This is a genomic window from Pseudosporangium ferrugineum (genome assembly GCF_003002065.1).
In the GTDB taxonomy this organism is placed as follows: domain Bacteria; phylum Actinomycetota; class Actinomycetes; order Mycobacteriales; family Micromonosporaceae; genus Actinoplanes; species Actinoplanes ferrugineus_A.
Map to the genome: position 1 here is coordinate 224,658 of NZ_PVZG01000010.1, position 22,759 is coordinate 247,416.

The 22,759-nt window shown below is 74.0% G+C and carries 18 protein-coding genes; 2 read left to right on the forward strand and 16 right to left on the reverse strand.

Annotated features, from left to right (window positions below; all coding sequences use genetic code 11):
- Positions 1-8: 8 nt before the first annotated feature.
- The 9 genes from alc to uraD all read right to left on the reverse strand — a co-directional run bounded on the left by alc (position 9) and on the right by uraD (position 10,148).
- Positions 9-1,010 carry an allantoicase gene (alc, locus tag CLV70_RS22090; protein WP_106128473.1) on the reverse strand — a complete coding sequence of 334 codons (1,002 nt, stop codon included), beginning with the start codon at positions 1,008-1,010 and terminating at the stop codon, positions 9-11.
- Positions 1,010-2,323 (reverse strand): allantoinase AllB, encoded by a 1,314-nt coding sequence (gene allB, locus CLV70_RS22095; RefSeq protein ID WP_106128474.1) that lies wholly within the window; start codon positions 2,321-2,323, stop codon positions 1,010-1,012. Before allB ends, alc begins: the two co-directional genes overlap by 1 nt.
- A gap of 343 nt (positions 2,324-2,666) precedes the next feature.
- Positions 2,667-3,821: a DUF6986 family protein gene (locus tag CLV70_RS22100; protein WP_106128475.1), complete on the reverse strand. Its 1,155-nt coding sequence runs from the start codon at positions 3,819-3,821 to the stop codon at positions 2,667-2,669.
- Positions 3,822-3,823: 2 nt separating this feature from the next.
- Positions 3,824-5,371, reverse strand: coding sequence for a malate synthase A (gene aceB / locus CLV70_RS22105; protein ID WP_106128476.1), 1,548 nt, complete (start codon positions 5,369-5,371; stop codon positions 3,824-3,826).
- Positions 5,372-5,526: 155 nt separating this feature from the next.
- The gene (locus tag CLV70_RS22110) at positions 5,527-6,945 is read right to left on the reverse strand and encodes a DUF1996 domain-containing protein (protein ID WP_106128477.1); all 1,419 of its coding nucleotides are present in this window, start codon (positions 6,943-6,945) and stop codon (positions 5,527-5,529) included.
- A gap of 158 nt (positions 6,946-7,103) precedes the next feature.
- The gene (locus CLV70_RS22115) at positions 7,104-8,456 is read right to left on the reverse strand and encodes an 8-oxoguanine deaminase (RefSeq protein WP_106128563.1); all 1,353 of its coding nucleotides are present in this window, start codon (positions 8,454-8,456) and stop codon (positions 7,104-7,106) included.
- Positions 8,453-9,322: a factor-independent urate hydroxylase gene (pucL, locus tag CLV70_RS22120; protein WP_106128478.1), complete on the reverse strand. Its 870-nt coding sequence runs from the start codon at positions 9,320-9,322 to the stop codon at positions 8,453-8,455. Before pucL ends, CLV70_RS22115 begins: the two co-directional genes overlap by 4 nt.
- A 3-nt stretch (positions 9,323-9,325) precedes the next feature.
- A complete protein-coding gene (gene uraH / locus CLV70_RS22125; RefSeq protein WP_106128479.1) occupies positions 9,326-9,664 on the reverse strand; it encodes a hydroxyisourate hydrolase in 339 nt (112 codons plus the stop codon).
- Entirely contained in the window at positions 9,651-10,148 is a 498-nt protein-coding gene (gene uraD, locus CLV70_RS22130; RefSeq protein WP_245908382.1) for a 2-oxo-4-hydroxy-4-carboxy-5-ureidoimidazoline decarboxylase, read from the reverse strand. Before uraD ends, uraH begins: the two co-directional genes overlap by 14 nt.
- Before the next feature lie 76 nt (positions 10,149-10,224).
- Between uraD and hrpB the strand changes: the two genes are divergently transcribed.
- Positions 10,225-12,690 carry an ATP-dependent helicase HrpB gene (hrpB, locus tag CLV70_RS22135; protein ID WP_106128565.1) on the forward strand — a complete coding sequence of 822 codons (2,466 nt, stop codon included), beginning with the start codon at positions 10,225-10,227 and terminating at the stop codon, positions 12,688-12,690.
- Here hrpB and CLV70_RS22140 read toward each other — a convergent pair.
- From CLV70_RS22140 to yidD, 6 genes are all read right to left on the reverse strand, one after another.
- Complete coding sequence (locus CLV70_RS22140; RefSeq protein WP_106128480.1) at positions 12,684-14,330, reverse strand: methyl-accepting chemotaxis protein; 1,647 nt, start codon at positions 14,328-14,330, stop codon at positions 12,684-12,686. The two genes, hrpB and CLV70_RS22140, sit on opposite strands and share 7 nt — an antisense overlap.
- Before the next feature lie 63 nt (positions 14,331-14,393).
- The gene (locus tag CLV70_RS22145) at positions 14,394-16,736 is read right to left on the reverse strand and encodes a putative bifunctional diguanylate cyclase/phosphodiesterase (protein ID WP_106128566.1); all 2,343 of its coding nucleotides are present in this window, start codon (positions 16,734-16,736) and stop codon (positions 14,394-14,396) included.
- 119 nt (positions 16,737-16,855) lie between these two features.
- Complete coding sequence (locus CLV70_RS22150) at positions 16,856-17,578, reverse strand: PP2C family protein-serine/threonine phosphatase (protein ID WP_106128481.1); 723 nt, start codon at positions 17,576-17,578, stop codon at positions 16,856-16,858.
- 94 nt (positions 17,579-17,672) lie between these two features.
- Positions 17,673-18,695 carry a hypothetical protein gene (locus CLV70_RS22155; RefSeq protein WP_106128482.1) on the reverse strand — a complete coding sequence of 341 codons (1,023 nt, stop codon included), beginning with the start codon at positions 18,693-18,695 and terminating at the stop codon, positions 17,673-17,675.
- Positions 18,692-19,795 (reverse strand): transporter substrate-binding domain-containing protein, encoded by a 1,104-nt coding sequence (locus tag CLV70_RS22160; RefSeq protein WP_106128567.1) that lies wholly within the window; start codon positions 19,793-19,795, stop codon positions 18,692-18,694. The genes CLV70_RS22155 and CLV70_RS22160 overlap by 4 nt, the downstream gene beginning before the upstream one ends.
- A 56-nt stretch (positions 19,796-19,851) precedes the next feature.
- The gene (yidD, locus tag CLV70_RS22165) at positions 19,852-20,112 is read right to left on the reverse strand and encodes a membrane protein insertion efficiency factor YidD (RefSeq protein WP_245908383.1); all 261 of its coding nucleotides are present in this window, start codon (positions 20,110-20,112) and stop codon (positions 19,852-19,854) included.
- A gap of 163 nt (positions 20,113-20,275) precedes the next feature.
- Between yidD and CLV70_RS22170 the strand changes: the two genes are divergently transcribed.
- A complete protein-coding gene (locus CLV70_RS22170; protein WP_245908384.1) occupies positions 20,276-21,025 on the forward strand; it encodes a hypothetical protein in 750 nt (249 codons plus the stop codon).
- Here the strand turns inward: CLV70_RS22170 and treZ are convergent, their stop codons facing one another.
- On the reverse strand, positions 21,026-22,759 hold the full coding sequence (treZ, locus tag CLV70_RS22175) for a malto-oligosyltrehalose trehalohydrolase (RefSeq protein WP_106128484.1): 1,734 nt from the start codon (positions 22,757-22,759) through the stop codon (positions 21,026-21,028).

The following is a 22,759-nucleotide window of genomic DNA, read 5'->3' on the forward strand; positions in this document are numbered from 1 at the left end:
CCCGTCGATCAGGTGGTGGCCTCGTAGCGGGCGCGCAGGGCGGGACCGTCGGGCCGGCCGTACAGATGCAGCCGGGCCATGCCCCCGTCCGGGAAGATGTCGAGCCGCACGTGGGTGGCGACCGGCACCACCGGGATCGGGAAGCGGTGCCGGGTGTCCGGGCTGAGGCGCACCTGCGGCAGCAGCTCGAACCAGTCGTCCGGATCGTCGAGCAGCCCGGTACGCGTGTCGATGCCGCGCAGGGTGGCGCTGCCCGGGGCGTTGCCCTTGAAGTGGCTGGTGTCCAGCTCCGCGAGCTCGATCACGGCCGGCGCCGCGAGCTGCACCAGCACCCAGTCGTTGGCGTCGTCGCGGCGGCGGGCGGTCTCCCAGCCGTCGCCCATCGAGCGGGCCAGGCCGGGGTTGAGCATGTTCTGCGGGTGGCCGTAGAACATGTTGCTGCACCCGGCGATCCGGGCGCCGTGTTCGGCCGCGGCGACGTCGAAGACGCTGGGCAGCAGGCGCGGGTCGGGCACCACCTCACCGTGCACGCGCAGGCGCGCCACGCCGCCGTCCGGGTAGATGGTCAGGCGTATGTGGGTGTAGCGCTGCCGCGAGTCGACGGCGAACAGGTTCTGGCTGTCGCCGGCGAGCGGGGAACGGGGCACGAGCGGCACCCACGGCGCGTGCGCCAGCTGCAGCGCGTCCGGGTAGCCGTCGAAGGCGCAACCGTCCACCGAGGCGTACGGCGGATAGTTGCCGGTGAAGAACGCCGTGTCGATGTCGATGCCGTGCACCACGCCGGGGGCACCCAGCCGGATGATCGCCTCGTCGTGCCCGGGTTCGCGGCGGCGGCGCGTCTCCCAGCCGTCGTACACCTGGCCCTTGTGCCCGAAGGTGTGCGGCGCGAACACCGGGGTGGCCGGATCGACGAGGTGGTCCGCCGCGGCGAAGAACTCGTCGTTGGTGAACACCACCCCGCCGCCGTACAGGCGCGACGCCAGGTCGGGCAGCAGCGTGAACTCTTCCATCAGGAGGCCTCCCGGGTGAGGAATCGGCCGTGCGGGGCGGCGCCGGTCACCGTCCGGCCGCGCAGCCAGGTGGTGCGGACCACCCCGGTCAGGGTCTTTCCCGCGTACGGCGTGACAGGGTTGCGGTGGTGCAGGCGCCGGGGATCGACCACGAAGGTCGCGTCCGGGTCGAAGGCGACGAGGTCGGCGTCGGCGCCGACGGCGATCCGCCCCTTGCCGGCGAGCCCGGCGAGGTCGGCGGGGCGGCGGGCCATCCAGTCGGTCACGTCGGCGAGGCTGTGCCCGCGTTCCCGGGCCGCCGTCCAGACGACCGGCAGTCCGAGCTGCACCGAGGCGATGCCGCCCCACGCCGCCGCGAAGTCGCCGGTGTCGCGGCGCTTGAGGTCCGGCGTGCACGGTGAGTGGTCACTGACGACGCAGGTGATCAGCCCGTCGGCGAGCGCTGCCCACAGCAGGTCCCGGTTGGCGGCGTCGCGGATGGGCGGGCAGCACTTGAACTCGGTGGCGCCGGCGGGGATCCCGGCCGCATCGAGGGTCAGATAGTGCGGGCACGTCTCGGCGGTGACCCGCAACCCGCCGGCGCGCGCGGCGGCGATCAACGGCAGCGCGGTGGCGGCGGACAGGTGCAGAATGTGCACCCGCGCCCCGGCGACCCGGGCCGCCTCGATCGCGGTGGCCACGGCGGCGTGCTCGGCCTCGGGCGGCCGGGAGGCGAGGAAGTCCGCGTACGCCGGCGACGACGCGGCCGCGTGCAGATGATCGGGATCCTCGGCGTGGATGACGAACTGCGCGTCGACCGCGGCGAGCGCCTCGGCGAGCTGGGCCGGGTCGAGCGGCGGGAACTCGGGCACGCCGGAGTCCGCGAGGAACGCCTTGAAGCCGTACACCCCGGCCCGGTGCAACCCGGGCAGGTCGCCGGCGTTCCCCGGGACGGCCCCGCCCCAGAAGCCCACGTCGACGTGGATCTGCCCGGCGGCGGCCTCTCTCTTCAGCTCGAGCGCGGCGACCGTGACGGTGGGCGGCAGACTGTTCAGCGGCATGTCCACGATGGCGGTGACCCCACCCGCGGCGGCCGCCCGGGTCGCGCTGGCGAACCCCTCCCACTCGGTCCGCCCCGGCTCGTTGACGTGCACGTGCGTGTCGACCAGCCCCGGCAGCAGCGCAAGCCCCCCGAGATCGACGTCCTCGGCCGCCTCGACGACGGCGTAGTGCTCCCCCACGGCAACGATCCGCCCGCCCGCGACCGAGACGGCAGCGGCCCGCTCCCCGCCCGGCAGGACGGCACGGCGGGACCGCACCACGAGATCGACCATGGACCGAGCCTAACTGCCCAGCGTTACCGGATGGCTACCTCGGGCGAAGCCGCCCCGAGAAGTCGCCGCACCCCACGACACGCATCGGCCGCGGCGGCGCCAGCGCATTCGAGCAGGGCGCGCGGTCCGGGCGGAAGGTGTGCGGGTGACGGCCGCCGGGAAAGGCCGCGCACCCACGATCTGGGCTCGAACCCGGCGGCAGCGCACCCCCGACCCGAGCCGATTCCCGGCCGCGCACCCCCGGCCCGAGCCCCACCCGGCGGCCCACCCCCAGCCCGAGCCCCACCCGAGGGCGCGACCGCGACCCGGGCCCGTGCCGCGCAGGCGGGCGCTCGGTGGCGGGTCAGGTGAGGTCGCGCAGGTCTTCTCGGGTGAAGGGCAGGCTTTCCGGCGGCAGCGCGCCGCAGTCCAGCCCGCGCAGCAGGTAGCCGGCGAGCGCCCGCGCCGTGGCGGGCTCGTCGAGGATTCCGCCCGCCTGGCGGTCGAGATAGCGGCGCAGCCGGCCCACCGCGGCGTCCGTGCCGTCGGTGAAGAAGGCGTAGGTGGCGGCGAAGCGGGTGGGGAGTTGGGCCGGGTGGAGGTCCCAGCCCTGGTAGAAGCCGTGTTCCAGGGAGCGGCGGACGAGGCGGTGGTGCAGGGCCCAGGCGTCGTGGACGGCGACGTCGGTGCCGACCGGGAGGATGTTGGTGGAGCCGTCGGAGAGGCGCACGCCGGTGCCGGCGGCCGCGGCCTGCATGACGGCCTTGGCGTGGTCGGCGACCGGGTGGTCCATCGCCTGGTGGGCCGCCGCCACGCCGGCCGCCGCGCTGTAGTCGTACGTGCCGTAGTGCAGGCCGGTGCAGCGGCCGTCCGCGGCGGTGATGAGGCGGGCCACCGTCGCCGTGCCGTCGGCGCCCAGGACGGCGGACGGCAGCTCGATCTGGATCTCGAAGCGCAGCGCACCGCCGGCCAGCCCGTACGCCCGTTCGAGCCGTTCGCAGAGCGCCACCGCCGCGGCGGCCTGGTCGGGGCCGCTCACCTTGGGCACCGTGATGACGAACGGCTCGGGGTAATGCGTGAGCCACAGGTCGAGGGTGCGCAGCGCCCGGTGCCGGGTCGGCGCCTCCAGCGATTTGACGCGCACCCCCACGAACGGCGGCCGGGGGCCGTCGAGCAGCACCGCGGCGGCCTGTTTGACCGCCGCGTCCTCCTGGTCGTCGTCGCGGACGCCGTACCCGTCCTCGAAGTCGACGCGGAGGTCCTCGATCGGCTCGGTGGTGAGCTTGGCGCGGACCCGGTCGGCGAGCGCGGCGGGAAACGGCAGCGGCGGGTGCTCGTCGAGCACCGCGAGGGCGCGGGCGCCCCACTCGCGGAAGCCGCCGATCCGGTCGGCCGGGATGTACACCGTGTGCACCGGCTGCCGCCCCGGCCGCTCCCCGGGGTAGCGGACGGCCAGGAAGGCGTCGTGGGCGGCGAGCCGGTCGTCCAGCGCGGCGTAGTCGTCGTCGCGGAGCCGCACGATCAGTCGATGGAGTCGTAGGCGGCGGTGGTGAGGAAGTCGGCGAAGTCGTCGGCGAGGGCGACCCGCTCGAACAGCTTGCGGGCGTCGTCGAAGCGGCTCGCCGCCCAGGCCTCGTCGCCGAGGCTCTCGCGGATCCTGGCCAGTTCCTCGTCCTCCAGGCGGCCGACCAGCTCGGCGGTGATCGGCGTGCCGTCGTCGAGGCGGACCTCGTTGTGGATCCACTGCCAGACCTGGGAACGGGAGATCTCGGCGGTGGCCGCGTCCTCCATGAGGTTGAAGATGGCCACCGCGCCGTTGCCGCGCAGCCACGCCTCCAGATATTGCAGCGCGACGGAGACGTTGGACCGCAGCCCGGCCTCGGTGACGGCCCCGCCGGTCGCGGCCACGTCGAGCAGCTGGGCGGCGCTCACCTCCACGTCGTCGCGGCGCTTGGCGAGCTGGTGGGGGTTGTCGCCGAGCACCCGGTCGAAGATCTCCCGGCACACCGGCACCAGGTCGGGGTGGGCCACCCACGAGCCGTCGAAGCCGTCGCCCGCCTCCCGTTCCTTGTCCTCGCGCACCTTGGCCAGCGCCACCTCGTTGACCGCCGGGTCGCGCCGGCTGGGGATGAAGGCCGCCATGCCACCCATCGCGAACGCCCCGCGGCGGTGACAGGTCGAGACCAGCAATTCCGTGTAGGCCCGCATGAACGGCGCGGTCATCGTGACCGCCGCCCGGTCGGGCAGCACCATCGCCGGGTTGTCGCGGAAATACTTGATGATGCTGAACAGGTAGTCCCAGCGGCCGGCGTTGAGCCCGGAGATGTGCGGGCGCAGCGCCCAGAGGATCTCGTCCATCTCGAAGGCGGCCGGGATCGTCTCGATGAGCACGGTGGCGCGGATGGTGCCCACCGGGATGCCGAGCGCCTCCTGCGCGTGGGTGAAGACGTCGTTCCAGAGCGCGGCCTCGTGGTGCGACTCCATCTTGGGCAGGTAGAAGTAGGGCCCACTGCCCCGGGCGAGGAGCTCGGCCGCGTTGTGGAAGAAGTAGAGCCCGAAGTCGACGAGGGCACCGACCGCCGGCTCGCCGTCGACGGGCAGGTGCCGCTCGTCGAGGTGCCAGCCGCGGGGCCGCATCACGATCGTCGGATAGGGGCCGTCGCCCAGCTCGTAGGTCTTCGTGCCGGTCTCGAGCCGGATCGTGCGGCGGACGGCGTCGTGGAGGTTCTGCTGGCCGTCGACCACGTTGGCCCAGTGCGGGGTGTTGGCGTCCTCGAGGTCGGCGAGCCACACCTTGGCGCCCGAGTTGAGGGCGTTGACGGTCATCTTGCGCTCGGTCGGGCCGGTGATCTCGACCCGGCGGTCGGTGAGGTCGGCGGGCGGCGGCGGCACCGTCCAGTCGCCGGCACGGATCTCCGCGGTCTCGGGGAGGAAGTCGAGGGAGCCACCGGCGGCGATCGCGGCACGGCGCTCGGCGCGGCGGGCCAGGAGCTCGTTGCGGCGGGGACGGAACCGGCGGTTCAGGTCGGCGACGAACGCCACGGCCTCGTCGGAGAGGATCTCGGTCACGGGCGGCGACTCCCTTCAACAGGTGGCTCTCCGTACCGTATCGGTCCCGGCGCGGCCGCGCTCCCGGCCTGTGGACAACGAAGAACGGCGGTCCCCGCGGGGAATCGGGGACCGCCGTCTTCCTCATTCCTTCCGACCGGTGGTGCGGGGATGGGTCAGAAGTTTCCGAACGAGTCGCATTTGGCCTTCTGGGTGATGCAGTTGCGGACCCGCTCGGCGAGCGGCTTCGTCTCCCACGCGTTCATGAAGTCGCCGTGCATGGACGAGGCCAGGCCGCTGGCGAGCTGGAAGCCGGCGGCGCCGCCCGAGGTGGGATAGCCGATCACGAAGGACACCGAGGGGATCGCGACCGGGAACCTCCCGCCGGCGCAGGTACCGTCCGGGCCGGTCGGTCCCACGTGCGACCGGTGGTCGGGGCTGTCCAGGTGCTCGCCGTCCCAGCAGTCCGGGAAGGTGAGCTGGAAGGTGACCTCGGCGGTCTTCGCGCACACCGGCCAGTTGCCGTCGGCACTGCGGCCGGTCTCGCCGCCGGCGCCGGCGCACCAGAACTGCCCGGGGGCACCCTTCGGGGTGGCTACCTGCCGCTTCGCGTCCCCAGCGATCATGCGGAAGCCCTCGGGGAAGGGCACCGTCCGGGTCGGGTCCTTCAGGCGCGAGCCGTAGTAGACGGTGACACCGTGCGGGTCCACCGGTCTGCCGTTCTCCAGGAGCGTGGGGATCCAGTACGCGGACCGGTCCTCCTTCGGATCGCAGCTGGTGCCGGCGTTCGCGAACAGCGAGGCGTTCGTGGACGTCGCGCTCGTGCTCCTGTTGCCCATGAACGTGTGCAGGTGGGAGGCGCCCGCCATGCCGGGGAAGACGATCGGGTCGTCGGGGAGCCGGTGGCTGACCTTGCAGCTCGCGTTGAACTCGGGCACCCGCACGTTGCCGGCCGGCACCGGCTCGGCCGCGGTGGCCTGGTACTCGGCGAGTTGCGTGGCCCACCTCGCCTTGTCGATCTTCACCCAACCGGCCGCGGCGGACGGCGACGGGGAGGGGGACGGGGACGGGGACGGGGAGCCGCCGAAGGTGAACCAGTTGATGTTGACGAAGTCGTTGCGCTGCGCGCTCTTCAGCACCGCGAACACCGTCCGCGCACCGGCCGGGACCGAGGACGCCGTCGCGCCGACGGTGGTCCACTTCTGCCAGCCGCCCGTCCGCTTGACCGGGAACGTGGCGAGCAGCGCCCCGGTCCGCGACCCGAGGCGCAACTCGATCGAGCCGCCCGCCGGATTGTCGGACGCGATCCGGGCGGCGAGGCCGGCGCCGCCGACGGTCACCCGGTCGAAGCGCAGCCAGTCGCCGCCGGCGAGCCAGCCGACGTTCCTGCCGCCGTCGGTGTCGGCGGTCCCCTCGGTCCGCGCGCCGGACTGGGCCGCGAACGACTCCGCCTGGACGCGGCCCGGGACCACCGTTTCCGCCGCGTCGGCCGTGGCGACGTACACGCCGCTCGCGCCCAGCGTCGCGGCCACCGCCGCGGCGAGAACGAGGCGGGTGCCGCCGCTACGCTTCCGGGGGTCTCCGGGATTCCGCATGACCGGTCCTTTACCTGGATTGGCGTTTCCAGGAGGGAGTATGCGGAGGTAAGGACGCTTACTACAAGCCGCGAAAGAAGATTTGAGAAAGCCCTCCGGAGGCGCCGCAGGTCGCCGCGATATCCATTCCGGATAACCTTTTTCTCGGGCGCCGGAGCTTAAATGTCGCTTAAGAGTTTCCGATGCGCGCGGCGGGCGGCGCGGGCCAATGAGCCGGCGTCGGCGTGCACCAGCTCGCCGCGCTCGACCACCGGACGGCCGCCGACCAGCGCCAGCTCGACCGGCGCGGCCGGGCCGAACACCAGCGCCGCGACCCGGTCCTCGATCCCCGCGTGCCCGAGCCCGTCGAGGCGCCACAGCACGAGGTCCGCCAGCTTACCGGGCTCCAGGGAGCCCAGGTCGTTCTCGCGGCCGAGGCAGCGGGCCCCGCCCATCGTCCCCAGGCGCAGCGACTCGCGGGCGGTCAGCGCGGCCGGGCCGCCCCGCAGCCGGGCCACGTACAGCGCTTGCCGCAGCTCCTCGCCCAGGTGCGCCGCCTCCTGCGACGCCGAGCCGTCCACCCCGAGGCCGACCGGGACGCCGGCGTCGAGCAGGTCGCGGACGCGGGCCAGGCCGGCGCCGAGGCGGGCGTTGGAGCTCGGGCAGTGCGCCACCCCGGTGCCGGTGGCGCCCAGCTTCGCCACCGCGGCGTCGTCCAGGTGTACGCCGTGAGCCAGCCACACGTCGTCGTCCAGCCACCCGAGGCGCTCGGCGTACTCGACCGGGGTGCAGCCGAACTTCTCCCGGCAGAAGTCCTCCTCGTCGTCCGTCTCGGCGAGATGGGTGTGCAGCCGTACGCCCTTGCGCCGGGCCAGCTCCGCCGCCTCGCTCATCAGCCGCGACGTCACCGAGAACGGCGAGCACGGCGCCACCCCGACGCGCAGCAGGGATTCCGGCGACGGGTCGTGCCACCGGTCGATCGCCGCCTCGGTCGCCGCGAGCGCCGCGTCGGTCTCCTCCACCACGTGGTCCGGTGGCAGCCCGCCCTGCGACTCGCCCAGATCCATCGAGCCGCGGGTGGGGTGGAAGCGCAGCCCGATGCGCCGGGCCGCCTCGATCTCCGCCTCGAACACGTCACCGCCGTCGCGGGGGAAGACGTAGTGGTGGTCGGTGCTGGTGGTGCAGCCGGACAGGGCGAGCCAGCCCAGCCCCGCCGCGGCCGCCGCGCCGACCGTCCCGGCGTCGATGCGGCCCCAGATCGGATAGAGGGTGGTCAGCCAGCCGAACAGCGTCTCGTCCTGGGCCAGGCCGCGGGTCGCCCACTGATAGAGGTGGTGGTGCGTGTTCACCAGGCCCGGGGTGACCAGGCAGCCGGTGCCGTCGACGCGGCGCGCCGCACCGGGCACCTCGCCGGCGGAACCCGGTCCCACGGCCGCGATCCGGCCGTCGTCGCCGGCCACGACGTGGCCGTCGGCGTACTCGGTGCCGTCGCCGTCGACCGTCGCCACCGCGACGTTCTCGATGACGATCACCGGTACCACTCCGGGTCGGCCGACGGGCCCACCGCCGGGTTGTCGCGGGTCACGGTCCCTTCGATGAGCCCGTACGGCCGATCGCCGGCGAGGAACACCTCCCCCGGGTTCTCCAGGTCGAACGGCGACAGGTCGACCAGGTAGTGATGCTTGTTCGGCAGCGCCAGCCGGATCTCGGCGATCTCGGGCCGGCTCTCCAGCACCCGCGTGCCCATCGAGAACAGGGTCTGCTGCAACGAGTAGCTGTACGTGTTGACGAACGCGTTGACCAGCGCGTCCTTGGCCTCCTCGAACGACTCGCCCCAGTCCGCGGTGTCCGAGAGATGCCGCCAGCGGGCGTCCACCTCGGTGGCGAGGATGCGGTCGGTGGTCTCGGGCAGCGTGGTGTAGCGGTCGCGGGCGAACCCGTGGAACTCCGACGCGGTCGTGTTCAGCACCACGAAGTCCTTGAGGCCGGAGACGACCTGGGCGGAGTCCGCCCCCACGGTGACCGTGCACAGCCGGGTGAAGTCGCCCTTGCGCCGGAACGAGTGCGGGCCGAGCCGCTCCCAGCCGTACGCCTCGATCCCGACCCGCGCGGTGACGATCTGCGGCAGGCCGGCGACGAAGTGGCGGCCGAGCCGGAGCGCGAACGCCTCGGGCTGGCCGACCCCGTGCTCGCGGGCGAACGCGTACACGGTGTTCTTCATGGTGTCGGTCGGCAGGACGGCCGAGTTGTCGCCGGTGAAGTGGGTCGCCGTCAGGTCGCCGGAGAGCGCGATGCTGACGTTGAGGTCGATCAGCTCGTGCGTGTCGCCGTCGCGCGTGACGTGCACCAGGCGGGTCTCCGCCTTGCCGTATCGGTGGGGTCCCAGCACGATCGCCACGCGTCAGCTCCCTCGGTAGGTGGTGTAGCCGTATCGGCTCAGCAGCAGCGGCACGTGGTACGGCCTTCCCGGGTCGCGCACGTGGAAGGCGACGGTGATCTCGGGGAAGAACGCGTCGCCGCCCAGGTACGCGTCCACGGCGAACACGAGCCGGTAACCGCCCGCGGCCCACTCGTGCGCGGGCAGCCGGGGCCGGAGCCGGCCGTCGTCGTCCGTGCGCCCCTCGGCGACCGTCCGCCACCCGCCGGCGTCGCGGCGGTCCAGGCGCACCCCGACGCCGCGGGCCGGTTCCCCGGAGACCGTGTCCAGGACGTGCGTGGAGATCGGCTCAGCCGGGTCCATCGAGCAGCCTCTCCAGCCGCAGCAGCGCGATCCTGCGCAGCTCGCCCACGACGACCGGCCGCTCGGTCCGCTCGTCGTGTCCGAGCCGCTCGCGGGCCGCCGCCAGGATCTCCTCCTGCGACCTGCCGGTGGCGAAGATCAGGAACACATGACCGAACTTCTCCTCGTACGCCCGGTTGACCGCGATCAGCTCGGCCTTCACCGCCTCGTCGGTGCCGCCCGCGGCGGTGGACTGCTCGCGGCGCGACCAGGCGGCCTCTCGGGAGTCGCCCCGCGCCCGTTCGCCGATGCGGGGGTGGGCCGACAGCGCCCGCAGCACCTGCTCCCAGCTCAGCGCGTCGACGGCGGCACCGGCGGCGGCGAGCAGCGCGGCGCGGGAGGCGTAGGGCCGTCCCGCCGCGACCGCCGCGGCCCACTCCGGCGCCGCGCACACGGCGAGCAGCTCGGTTTCGGGCAGGGAGTCGAAGGCCTCGATCCGGTCCACGGTTCACCCCCTGTCGTCGGCGAAGATCAGTCAATCACACCCGCCGCACGGCATAGGCGAGACTTGTCCGGTGCTGATCGCCCCCGACGCCCTCCCGGACCTCCCGATCCGGCCGGTCCTGCCCGCGGTGAGCGCCGCCCTCGCGGCGCACGGCGCGGCGGTGCTGGTCGCCCCGCCCGGCACCGGCAAGACCACGGTGGTGCCGCTCGCGGTGGCGGAGGCCGGCGGCGGCCGGGTGGTGGTGGCCGAGCCGCGCCGGGTGGCCGCCAGGGCGGCGGCCCGCCGGATGGCCGCGCTGCTCGGCGAGGAGGCCGGCGAGCGGATCGGTTTCACCGTACGCGGGGAGCGCCGGGTGTCCGCCCGTACGCGCGTCGAGGTGGTCACCACCGGCGTGCTGGTACGCCGCCTGCACCGCGATCCCGAGCTGGCCGGCACCGACGTGGTGATCCTCGACGAGTGCCACGAACGCCACCTCGACTCCGATCTGGCGCTGGCCTTCCTCGTCGAGGTCCGCGCCGCCCTGCGCCCCGGCCTACGGGTGCTCGCCACGTCCGCCACCGCCGAGGCCGGACGCTTCGCCACCCTGCTCGGCGACGTCCCGGTGGTGGCCGCCGAGGCCGCGCTGCACCCGGTCGACGTGTCCTGGTGCCCTCCCCCGCGGCCCGTCACGCCCCCGCACGGCCTGCGCGTCGACCCGCGCCTGCTCGACCACGTCGCCGCGACCGTCCGGCGGGCGCTGGCCGAGGGGGACGGCGACGTCCTCGTGTTCCTGCCGGGCGCCCGGGAGATCGAGACGGTGGCCGGGCTCCTGCGCGGCGTCGATGCCGCCGTGGTGCCGCTGCACGGGCGGCAGCCGGGTGCGATCCAGGACGCCGCGCTGCGCCCCGGCCGGGGGCGGCGGGTCGTGCTCGCCACGGCGGTGGCGGAGAGCAGCCTGACCGTGCCCGGCGTACGCGCGGTCGTCGACGCCGGGCTCAGCCGGGTCCCGCGGATGGACCACGGCCGGGGGCTCGGCGCGCTGGTGACCGTGCCGGTGTCCCGGGCCGCCGCGGTGCAGCGCGCCGGACGGGCCGGCCGGGAGGCGCCCGGCCGGGTCTACCGCTGCTGGTCGCAGGCGCAGCACGACCGGCTGCCCGCCCAGCCGGAGCCCGAGGTGGCCGCCGCCGATCTGACCGGCTTCGCGCTCGACCTGGCGCTGTGGGGACATCCGGACGGCAGCAGCCTGGCCCTGCCCGACGCCCCGCCGCCGGGCGCGCTCCAGGCGGCGAGGGCCACCCTGCGGGCGCTGGGCGCCACCGGGGACGACGGGCGGATCACCCCGCGCGGGCGCCGCCTGGCCGACGCCGGCCTGCACCCGCGGCTGGCCCGCGCCCTGCTGGACGGCGCCGCGCAGGTCGGGGCCCGGCGGGCGGCCGAGATCGTGGCGCTGCTCGACGCCGACCGGGCCGCGGACGACCTGGTCGCGGGGTGGCGGCGGGCACGCGCCGACCGCGACGGCCCGTGGACGGCCGAGGTGCGGCGGCTCACCGCGGCGCTCGACCGGCATCCGGCGGCGGAGGCGGGCGTACGGCTGACCGACGACCTGGCGGCGGGGCTGGTCGTGGGGCTCGCGTACCCGGAACGGGTGGCCCGGGCCCGGGAACCGGGCTCCCGGGCGTACCTCATGGCCGGCGGGACCGCCGCGGAGCTGGGCGGCGGCAGCAAGCTGGCCGGCACGACGTGGGTGGCGGTCGCCGACGCGGACCGCGCGCCGGGGGCACGGACCGCGCGCATCCGCAGCGCCGCCCCGCTGGACGAGGCGACGGCCCGGGCGGCGGCGGAGACCCTGGCCGTGACCGCGACGGAGATCGGCTGGATCGACGGGGACGTGGTCGCGCGCCGGGTCGAGCGCCTCGGGGCGATCACCCTCGCCGAGCGGCGGATCGACGACCCCGACCGGGAACTGGTGCACGCCGCGCTCCGGGAGGGCCTGCGCCGGGAAGGGCTGGCACTGCTGACCTGGACGCGGACGGCGACCGCGCTGCGCGAGCGGCTGGCGTTCGCGCACGCGACGCTGGGCGGGCCCTGGCCGGACGTGTCGGACGCGGCGCTGGCGGAGGCGGACTGGCTGGAGCTGGGCAGCGCCCGCCGGCGCGCCGACCTGGCCCGGCTCGACGTCGCCACGGCGCTGCGCCGGCTGGTGCCCTGGTCGGTCGCGGGCCGGCTGGACGAGGTGGCGCCGGAGCGGCTGCCGGTGCCCAGCGGCTCGGCGGTACGGGTCGACTACACCGACCCCGCGGCGCCCGTGCTGGCGGTGAAGTTGCAGGAGACCTTCGGCTGGCAGGACACGCCGAAGCTGGCCGGCGGCCGGGTGCCCGTGGTGCTGCACCTGCTCTCCCCGGCGGGCCGGCCGCTGGCCGTGACCAGCGACCTGGCGTCCTTCTGGGTCAACGCGTACCCGCAGGTGCGCGGGGAGATGCGCGGGCGCTATCCGCGCCATCCGTGGCCGGAGGACCCGGCCACGGCCGTGCCGACGCGGCGGACCAACCGCCGGGGTCAGTAGCGGAAGTTGCTGATGCTCTCCTGAAGCTCGCCCGACATCCGGGCCAGCGCCGCCGCGGACTCCTTCGCCTCCTCCACCGACTCCGCGGTGCCCCGCGCGGTGGTGGCGACGCCCTCGATGCTGGTGCTGATCCGGTTCGTGGCGGCAGCGGCCTCGGAGACGTTGCGGTTCATCTCCGCGGTCGTCGCGGCCTGCTCCTCGACCGCCGACGCGATCGTGGTCGTGTACTCGTTGATCCGCTCGATCACCCCGGCGATCTCACTGATCGCCTCCACCGCCGAGCCGCTGTCCGACTGGATCGCCTCCACCCGCCGCGAGATGTCCTCGGTCGCCCGGGCCGTCTCCTGCGCCAGGTCCTTCACCTCACTGGCGACGACCGCGAAGCCCTTGCCCGCCTCCCCGGCCCGCGCCGCCTCGATCGTGGCGTTCAGGGCCAGCAGGTTGGTCTGCTCGGCGATCGACGTGATCACCTTGATGACGTCACCGATCTGCCGGCTCGACTCGCCCAGCGTGGCGATCGTCCGGTTCGTCGACTGCGCCACCGAGACTGCCTGGCCGGCCACCTCCGCGGCGGCGTTGGCGCTCTGCGCGATCTCACCGATCGACGCGCCCATCTCCTCGGTGCCGGCCGCGACCGTGTTCACCCCGGTCGACACCTGCTCCGACGCCGCCGCCACGTCCTGCGCCTGCGCTGACGCCGCCACGGCACCCTCGCTCATCCGCGCCGAGATCGCCGTCGTCCGCTGCGCCGCATCCGCCAGCGACTGCGACGCCGCACCCACCGAACCGACGACCTGACGGATACCGACCCGGGCCCGGCCCAGCGCCGCCGCCATCCGGCCCACCTCGTCGCGGCCGGTGACCGGCACGTCGACGGTCAGGTCCCCGGCCGCCATCGCCTCCGCCGAGCGGGTCAGCTCGGTCAGCGGCCGCACGATCAACCGCGCCACCAGCAGCGCGAACGCGATTGCCAGGAGCAGGCCCACGGCCAGGACGACGGCGATCGACACGTAGGCGGCGCGATAGGTCGAAGCTCCGGAGTCGGCCGCCGCGGCCGCCGCGGACCGTTCCTGCGCGGAGAGGGCGTCGATCGACTCGGTGAGGTTGGTGTTCAGCGCGACGATGCCGGGCTCGTCGGTGGGCATCACGAAGCCGGCCGGCGGAGCGGCGCCGAAGAAGAACACGTCCCGGAAGTTCCGGTACGCGGCGAGCGCCTCCTGCGCACGGGCCACGCCCGCCTCCCGCTCGGCGGTCGAACCGCCCTTGGCACGGTAGCCGGCCAGTGAGGCGTCGATCCGCCCGTCGATGCCCTTGACGATCTCCTGGTACTTGGCGACCCCCTGCTTGTACTCCGGGGAGTCGGGCTTGACGCGGTCGCTGAGGGCCGCGGAGCCGATCAGGTAGTAGTACATCTCCATGAGCCCGGCCCGCGTGTCGGACAGCTCGACCATGCGCTCGAGGTTCTGCTCGCGCATGACCTGGAGCCGGTCGTTCATGACGTGGAGGCGGTTCAGGCCGATGGCGCCGACCGCCACGGTCACCACCGCGAGCAGGGCCACGATGGCGAGGATCTTGACGCGGACGGGACGGTTCGCGAGCAGGCCGCCCCGGGCCGGCTTCGCCGATTTTTCAGGCACCATGCAATCATCATCGGCCTGCCGGGAGGCCGACTTGAGCCGTTCTTGAGATTCGGGTCCCGGCGGTCAGGACGTGAGGTTCGCGGTCGACGGCGGGCCGGCCTGCGACGGCACGGCACCGGCGAGGCGGTGCGCCGGGGCCGGCTGGCCGAAGAGGTACCCCTGGCCGAGGGCGCAGCCCAGCGCCGTCAGCGCCTGCGCCCGGGCCGGCGTCTCGACCCCCTCGGCCACCACCGCCACCCCCAGCTCGGCGCAGATCCGCAGCACCGAGCGGCACAGCGCGCCGGCCCGCTCCGGATCGACCTCCACGTCGGTCAGCGTCGAGTCCAGCTTGACGATGTCGACCGGCAGGGAGTGCAGCTGGGCGAGCGCGTTGTAGCCGCTGCCGAAGTCGTCGAGGGCCACCCGGACGCCGTGCCGGCGCAACCGGTGCAGCACCTCGACGGCCCGCGCGAGGTCCGGGATCCGGCGGGTCTCGGTGATCTCCACGACCAGGCGGGAGGCGCGTACGGAGTGCCGCTCCAGCGCCCGCAGCACCGCCTCCTCCACCCCGGGCCGCCCGAGGCGCGCGGCCGAGACGTTGACGTGCACGTCGATCGGGCGGCCGTACGCGTTCGCCAGCCGCGCCGCGTCCGCGCACGCCCGGTCCAGCACGAAGTCGTCGATGGCCGCGACCAGCCCGGTGCGCTCGGCGACCGTCACGAACACGTCGGGATCCACCGGGCCGGCGACCGGATCGGTCCACCGGGCCAGCGCCTCGACCGCCACCACGGCGCCGTCGGTGAGGCGCACGATCGGCTGGTAGAAGGTCGCGAAGCCGTACTCGGCCGGCGCCCCCACGGCCCGGGCCAGCAGGTGCGGCAGGTCCGCGTTGGGACCGCCGTCGGCGCCGGCCGTGTAGCGCTCCATGGCGTTCTTGCCGCGGCGCTTGCTGACGTACATGGCCGCGTCCGCCCGGCGCAGCAGCACGTCCGCCGAGAGCTCCTTGTCGCCCGCCTCCGGCAGGACCAGGCCGAGGCTCGCGCTGACCACCACCGACTGCCCGTCGATCAGGTACGGCTCCCGCAGCGCGTTCAGGATCCGCTCGCCGGCCTCCTCCGCCTCGGGCGGCCGGCGCTCGAGCAGCACGGCGAACTCGTCGCCGCCGAGCCGGGCCACCAGGTCGTCGGGGCCGACGGCGGAGAGCAGGCGCTCCGAGATGAGCCGCAGGAGCTTGTCGCCCATGGCGTGACCGAAGCTGTCGTTGATCAGCTTGAAGTCGTCGAGGTCGGCGAAGACCAGGGCCACCGGCACCCGGCGGTAGTGGTACGCGTCCAGCGCCAGGACCAGCCGCTCGCGGAACAGCGCCCGGTTGGCGAGGCCGGTGAGCGGATCGTGGTACGCCTGGTGGTGCAACTTCTGCTGGCCCTCGGAGACCCGGGCGAGCAGCACCATGTTGTCCACGATGGTGAACATCTGCCGCGCCACCACCAGCCCGAGCACCAGCCAGCCCAGGTACGCCTCGTACGACGTCAGCCGCCCCCCGCTGCCGGTGCGCACCGCGATGAAGACGCCGGTCGCCACGACGGGCACGTACGGCAGCAGCAGGTGCAGCCACTCCCGGTCCACCCGCTCGAGCCCCGGCACGTCGTCGGGGAGTCCCCGGTTGCTCAGCGCCGCCAGCCCGAGCAGCGCCGGCCCGAGCAGGTATCCGGCCGATTCCACCGGGCTCCAGGCGCCGGTGCTCAGGTGCAGCAGCCGCAGCGTGTCGGAGCAGCCGAGCGCGGCCATCGCCGCCACCAGCAGGCGCAGCGGTCCCCGGGCCGCCCGCGAGGACGGCCGGGTGATCATCAGCAGCAGTCCCATGACGACCAGCACCAGGTCCACGACCGGGTACGCCGTCGCGATCCCGACGATCCACGGGTCCTGCCCGGCCGGGTCGAAGAGCCGCCCGGGCAGCGCCGACCGGGCGATCGCCAGCAGCGACCCGCTGATCAGCACGCTGTCGATGACCAGCGCGACCCGGTCGCGGCGCAGCGACGCCTGGATCGGGCGGGGCAGCGCCATCGAGCCGACCACCAGCGCCACGAAGGTCAGGATCGGCAGGGTCAGCAGGCCCACGTCGGCGACCGTGACCGCGGGGGCGCGGCCGGGCTCGCCGAGGTCGCGGACGGTCCACCAGAGCCGCACCAGCGTCCAGGCCACCAGGGCGGCGCCGAGCAGGTTGCGCCAGAGCGCCCGCCGCCCGGTGCGTTCCCGCGCGGTGACGAAGCAGACCGCCGCGGCGCCGGCACCGACCAGGAACTCGGTGACGTCGGCGAAGACCCGCTGGGCGGCACCGGCGGGCACGGCCCACGTGCCGACGGCCGTGACGGCGGCGACGAGCGCCAGCGTCACGAGCAACCGCGCGGGCAGCCGTACCGTCGTCATCACCACCCGCAGAGCCGGAGGAGGTTGCCACCGCCCGGCTCAGCCGCCGCGCGACCGGAGTAAGGTACCGCAGCCCGCGACACCTGCAAGAAGGCTGTTCCGCGGGTCACCCGCGGGGCTCAGCCGGCGACCGTCAGATCGGCGACGATGACGGTGATGTTGTCGGGGCCGCCGCCGCGCAGCGCGAGCTCGACCAGGTTCTCCGCGCAGGCCTGCGGCGCGTCGCAGCCGAGCAGCTCGGCCTCGATGCGGTCGGGCGGCACGACCGTGGTCAGGCCGTCGCTGCACAGCAGCCAGCGGTCGCCGGGCTCGGGCTCGACGATGACGTACGACGGGCTCACCGGCTCGCCCTGCAGTGCCTGCGTGACCACGGCGCGGCGGGGATGGCTGCCGGCCTCCTCGGGCCGGATCAGGCCCTGGTCGACGAGCATCTGGACGTACGTGTCGTCCTTGGTCAGCTGGTTGAGCCGGCCGTCGCGCAGCAGGTAGGCACGGCTGTCGCCGACGTGGGCGAGGGCGGCCCGGTCGCCGGAGAAGATCACGGCGGTCAGCGTGGTGCCCATGCCCTGGAGCGCCGCGTCGCTCGCGACGGTCTCCGCGATCCGCCCGTTCGCCACCTCGAGGGCCTTGTGCAACGAGTCCATCTGATGCTCGTTGTCGATGGGCACGTCCAGCGAGGCCATGGCCTCGACGGCGAGGCGGCTGGCGACGTCACCGGCGGCCATCCCGCCCATGCCGTCGGCGACGACCAGCAGCCGGTCACCGGCGTAGTAGCAGTCCTGATTGCTGCTTCGCACGTGGCCTTTATCGGTGACGGCCGCCCACCGCAGGTGCAAGGTCATGGCGTGCAGCCTGCCAGGTCGGGTCCAGCCTGTCTGCACGCGGTCGGCGGCGCGCCGGGAGGAGTGCCCACGAACTGCGGAAAGAGGCAACCTGTCATGGTTTCAAGGGCCGGCCGAGGCAGCGGGGGTCGACGTCGGTCACCGGTCTGGTGGGCGCCACCCACTCCAGCGCGGACTGATCGACCGCCCATCCGCGTACGGTGATCCGGCTGTGCTGGGCCCGGACCGGCTCCGGGCAGAGGGTCTTGGACCGCACCTCGGCGTTGGGCACGAAGACCACCTCGCCGCCGCGCCGCAGGATCGTGGTGGCCGTGTCGTCGACGGTGATCAGCTGCCCGCGGATGACCTGGGTCGGCCCGGTGCCGGCGCCGACCTCCACGGCGCTGTCGGGCAGGACGGGCGCGCGCAGGAACACCACGCCGACGACGAACGGGGCGACCAGGGCCGCGCCGACGGCCGGCCAGTGCGTGGCGATGCGGGCGGCGCGTGGCGGCACCGGGCCAGTCAGCAGCCAGCCGAGCAGGGGCGGGGCGGTGAGCAGCACGACGGTGCTCATCTCGCCGGCGGAGTGGGCCGCGCGGATGCCGGGCCACACCCAGATCAGCTCCAGCACGCCGAGCACGATCGGGATCACGATGGTGACGACGAGGAGCATGCGGTGCTCGCCCGGATAGCGCTGCACCGCGGTCAGCCCGAGGATCGCCACCACGAGCATCAGCAGCACCGGCAGCATCCGCATCTGCCAGGTGAAGCCGGCGAGGCCCACGGCCAGCAGCACCACCCAGTCGGGCATGCGCAGCGCGGTGAGGGCGAGCAGCGAGCGCCGCGCGGCCTCGTCCTCGTCGGGGGCACTCACCAGCAACAGACCGCCGAGGGTACGCAGCACGAGCACCACCGCCGGCACCGTCCAGACCAGCGTGATGACGAGCGCGCTGATCATGCCCAGCGGGCTGATGTACTGCACCAGCAGCAGCATCGTCGGCAGGTCCTGGCGGCTCAGGTACCAGAGCCGGAGCACGAGCAGCACCAGCGGGAACGCCGGCAGCGCGGTGAACAGCCAGTTGAGCTGGGAGCGCCGCAGCCGCGGCCGCTCGTACGTCCGCACGGCGGCGGTCACGAGAGGACCTCCTCCCACGGCAGCTCCCGCACGTCCGGCCGGCGCGGGGGCGGCTGCTGCGGGCGGGCGAGCGGCACCGGGTGGCCCTCGGGGTCGACGTTGGCGCGTACCTCGGTCGCGATCGTGCTCTCGTACGCCCGCTCCCACCGCGAGTCCTTCGGATCGGTCGCGGAGCGGTAGAGGGTGAGGTCGACGAGGTCGCGCAGCGCCTCGTTGTTGCCCACGCTGACGCCCCACGCCTCGGTCTTGTCGTCGCCGAGGTCCCAGTGGTCGTAGCGGCCGGGATCCCGCGCCTTGTAACCGCCCAGGATGGTGGCGTCGGTGCTGACCGCGTCGACGTGGTTGCGGTTCAGCTCGTCGAAGCACTGCGAGACCCGGTTGCGCCGGATCAGCACGGCCCCGGAGGAGGACGCGGTGTCCGCGCTGGTCGAGGCGGAGAGGGTGCAGACCTTCTTGTTCTTGAACTCCTCGAGGCTGGAGACCTTGTCGTGCCCGCGCAGGGTGATCACCGACTGCTCGGTGTGCAGGTAGGACGCCGTGAACATGACGTTCGGCTCGGCCTCGCGCTTGGCGGTGATGCTGTAGCTGGCGATCACCATCTTCACCGGCACCGGGTTGCCGGCGAGGTCGGTCGCCTCCATCCGGGCCCGGTCCTCGCTCTCGATGCCGTAGAACCGCACGTCGTCGCGGCGGAACCCGAGATCCTCGGCGATCATGTACGCGATGTCGATGTCGAACCCGCGCCAGCTGCCGTCCCCCGGGTCCCGGTAGGCGAGGCCGGGCTGATCGTCCTTGACGCCGATGGGCAGCGTGCGCCACTCGTCGACGCCGGCCGCCCGGCGCAGGTCCTCCACCGAGGGCGGGCCGACGTGGAAGAGCCGCACCCAGGCGAAGCCGAGCACCAGGATGATGACCACGCCGACGGCCGCCAGCCGCCACGGTGCCAGCGAGGCGCCGAAGGTGCGGGCGAACTCCTCCGGGCGCGTGAAGGTGCGCCGCAGCCCGGCCAGCGCGCGGTCGCCCCGGCGTTCCCGGGCACCGGCCGGCCGCGGCGCCCGGCGCCTCGTGATCTTGCGGACCGGCGGGCGGTCCCCGTCCATCGTCGACACTGCACTCCCGTCCGGCGTAGCGGAGCGACCATCGTGGCAAGCCCAGGTCACGGAACGGGGTCGGCCGTCCCGTACGCCACGCCGGGCCGGCACCGGCGCAGCCGTCCGGCGGTCAGGATCAGCCCGCGCCGGGTGCCGTAGCGCTGCACCGCCTCCAGCCCGTACGCGCTGCACGTGGGGGTGTAGCGACAGCGGGTGGGCAACCGGGGCGAGACCCGCCGGTAGCCGCGGATCGCCGCGGTCACCGCGCGGGCGGACCCCGTCCGCGGCGCACCGGCCGCCCCGGCGAACCGGGCGAAGACGAGCATAAGGGTGCTCAGCAGACCGAAGTCGCAACCCGGGAGGTCACAGACATCGCAGTCACAGTCGCAGCCGCCCCTGTCCTTTTTCTTGCGCTTCCGCCGTCGTTCGCTGCCCCACATGGTCACCATGGTGAGGCATGGCCGCGACAAACCCGGGTACCCGGGCACCATGAGAATCGGGCGTGCACTCGTGGCGGCGGGCGTGGTCGCCGCCGGGGTGCGGGTCGCGCACTCCCGGACCCGCCGCTTCCTGCACCCGGACGGGCGCTCGTTCACCGGCGAGCTCGAGGTGTGGGGGCTCGGCGCGCCGACCGGCGCCGCCCTGCTCGACCGCCCGGGGCGGCATCCGGTCACCCTGCGGATCTCCCGGGGCGCGGGCACCCCGCCGGGCTACCCGGACGTGCTCGGCGTGGCGGTACGCGTCCACGGCCCGGTCGCCGGCCGCCGCCACGACCTGCTCTTCTCGACCGCCGGGCGGGGCCGCTGGACCCGCCACCTGCCGGCGCCCCGGTTCGAGTTCGACACCCTGTACGGCTCGCTCCTGCCGTACCGCACGGGCACCGGGCGCAAGCTCTACCTCGCCGTGCAGCCCGACCTGTACGCCCGCGCGCTCGGCCGTACGCTCGAATCGGTCGTCGCCGCCGCCCGCCACGACGGCGCCCGGCTGATGCTGACCGCCGCCACCGGGTCCGGCCCGTTGCGCCCGGCCGGCCGGATCCACTTCGGCCAGGTGCTGCCCGCGGGCATCGACGCGGCGCTGGCCTTCGACCCGGTCCGCAACGTGCCGGCGGACCTGCACCCGACCGGCCTGATCCACGCGTCCCGGGCGCCCGCCTACCGCCTCGGCCAGCGCTGGCGCGGCGCGCGCCCCGCCGAGCCGGACCAGGCGGCGGTGGCGCGCACCGCCACGCACGGCTGATCAGCGGGCCAGGACCACCACGGCGGTCTCCGGCGGCAGCTCCACCCGGTCGCGCTGCAGCACCACACCCTGCTCGGTGGCGAGCAGCACCTTGCTGGGCACCGAGCGCAGGCTCACCGTCTGCGGCACCGGCGCGAGGTTCGCCGCCACCACGCACCGGCCACGGCGCATGACCACGTGCTGATCGCCGTGCCACACCTCGACCCGGTCGAGCCGGGGGTCGGAAAGATCGGCGTGCGCGCGGCGCAGGGCGATCAGCCGCTTGTGCAGCTCCAGCATCTCGGCGTGGCCGGGCTTGTCGCGTTCCGCCCAGTCGAGTTTGGACCGCTCGAACGTCGCCCGGTCCTGCGGGTCGGGCACCTCGGCCTCGGCCCAGCCGTGCGAGGCGAACTCGCGCCGGCGGCCGTTGCGGACCGCCTCCGCGAGCTCCGGCTCCGGGTGGCTGGTGAAGAACTGCCACGGGTTGCCGGCCGCCCACTCCTCGCCCATGAAGAGCATCGGCGTGAAGGGCGACGTCAGCAGCAGCGTCGCGCCGACCCGGAGCAGGCCCGGCGACAGCGTCGCCGACAGCCGGTCGCCGATCGCGCGGTTGCCGATCTGGTCGTGATTCTGCAGGTACGCGACGAAGCGGTGCCCCGGGATCCGGGCCCCGTCCACCGGCCGGCCGTGCAGCCGCCGGCGGAAGCTCGACCACGTGTTCGCGTGGAAGAAGGCGCCGGTCAGCACCGTCTCCAGGCAGTCGAGCGAGCCGAAGTCGCCGTAGTAGCCCTGCCGCTCGCCGGTGAGCAGCGCGTGCAGGGCGTGGTGCACGTCGTCGTCCCACTGGGCGTGCAGGCCGTACCCGTTCGCCTCGCGCGGGGTGATCAGCGTGGGGTCGTTGAGGTCCGACTCGGCGATCAGCGAGAGCGGACGGCCCAGGTGCGTCGACAGGCTCTCCACCTCGGTCGCCAGCTGCTCGAGCAGGTGGACCGCGTTGTGGTCGACCAGCGCGTGCACGGCGTCCAGGCGCAGGCCGTCGACGTGGTAGTCGCGGAGCCAGCCCAGCACGCTGTCGATGATGTAGCGGCGTACCTCGCCGGAGAGCGGGCCGTCGAGGTTGACCGAGGCGCCCCACGGGTTCGACCCGGCCGCGCTCAGGTACGGCGCGAACATGGGCGCGTACGCGCCGCTGGGGCCGAAGTGGTTGTAGACCACGTCCAGCACCACGCCGAGCCCCCGGGCGTGGGCCGCGTCGACGAAGCGCTTGAGCCCGTCCGGGCCGCCGTACCCCTCGTGCGGCGCGTACCAGCAGACACCGTCGTAGCCCCAGTTGTACTCGCCGTTGAAGGCGTTGACCGGCAGCAGCTCCACCAGGTCGACGCCGAGCTCGGCGAGGTGGTCCAGCCGCTCGATCGCGGCGTCGAACGTACCCTCCGGTGTGAAGGTGCCGACGTGCAGCTCGTAGAGGACGGCACCGGGCAGCTGACGCCCCGTCCAGGCGCTGTCCGTCCAGGAGAACTCCGCGTGGTCGTACACCCGGCTGGGCCCGTGCACGCCCTCAGGCTGCCACCTCGACCGGGGGTCGGGAAGCGGGCTGTCGCCATCCGGCAGAACGTACGCGTAGTCCGTGCCGGGCCCGGCCCCGGGCACGTCGAGCCGCCACCAGCCGTCGTCGCCGCGTTCCATGTCGCGGTCGCCGCCGTCGAGCCGGAGCTTCACGGTCTTCTCGGGAACCCACACCTCGAAGAGGGTCAT

Bases quoted from the DNA above. Each gene is read 5' to 3' on its own strand.
- alc (WP_106128473.1), bottom strand. From the start codon at position 1,010: ATGGAAGAGTTCACGCTGCTGCCCGACCTGGCGTCGCGCCTGTACGGC.
- allB (WP_106128474.1), bottom strand. From the start codon at position 2,323: ATGGTCGATCTCGTGGTGCGGTCCCGCCGTGCCGTCCTGCCGGGCGGG.
- CLV70_RS22110 (WP_106128477.1), bottom strand. From the start codon at position 6,945: ATGCGGAATCCCGGAGACCCCCGGAAGCGTAGCGGCGGCACCCGCCTC.
- uraH (WP_106128479.1), bottom strand. From the start codon at position 9,664: ATGGACCCGGCTGAGCCGATCTCCACGCACGTCCTGGACACGGTCTCC.
- CLV70_RS22140 (WP_106128480.1), bottom strand. From the start codon at position 14,330: ATGGTGCCTGAAAAATCGGCGAAGCCGGCCCGGGGCGGCCTGCTCGCG.
- CLV70_RS22145 (WP_106128566.1), bottom strand. From the start codon at position 16,736: ATGACGACGGTACGGCTGCCCGCGCGGTTGCTCGTGACGCTGGCGCTC.
- CLV70_RS22150 (WP_106128481.1), bottom strand. From the start codon at position 17,578: ATGACCTTGCACCTGCGGTGGGCGGCCGTCACCGATAAAGGCCACGTG.
- CLV70_RS22160 (WP_106128567.1), bottom strand. From the start codon at position 19,795: ATGGACGGGGACCGCCCGCCGGTCCGCAAGATCACGAGGCGCCGGGCG.
- yidD (WP_245908383.1), bottom strand. From the start codon at position 20,112: ATGCTCGTCTTCGCCCGGTTCGCCGGGGCGGCCGGTGCGCCGCGGACG.
- CLV70_RS22170 (WP_245908384.1), top strand. From the start codon at position 20,276: ATGAGAATCGGGCGTGCACTCGTGGCGGCGGGCGTGGTCGCCGCCGGG.
- treZ (WP_106128484.1), bottom strand. From the start codon at position 22,759: ATGACCCTCTTCGAGGTGTGGGTTCCCGAGAAGACCGTGAAGCTCCGG.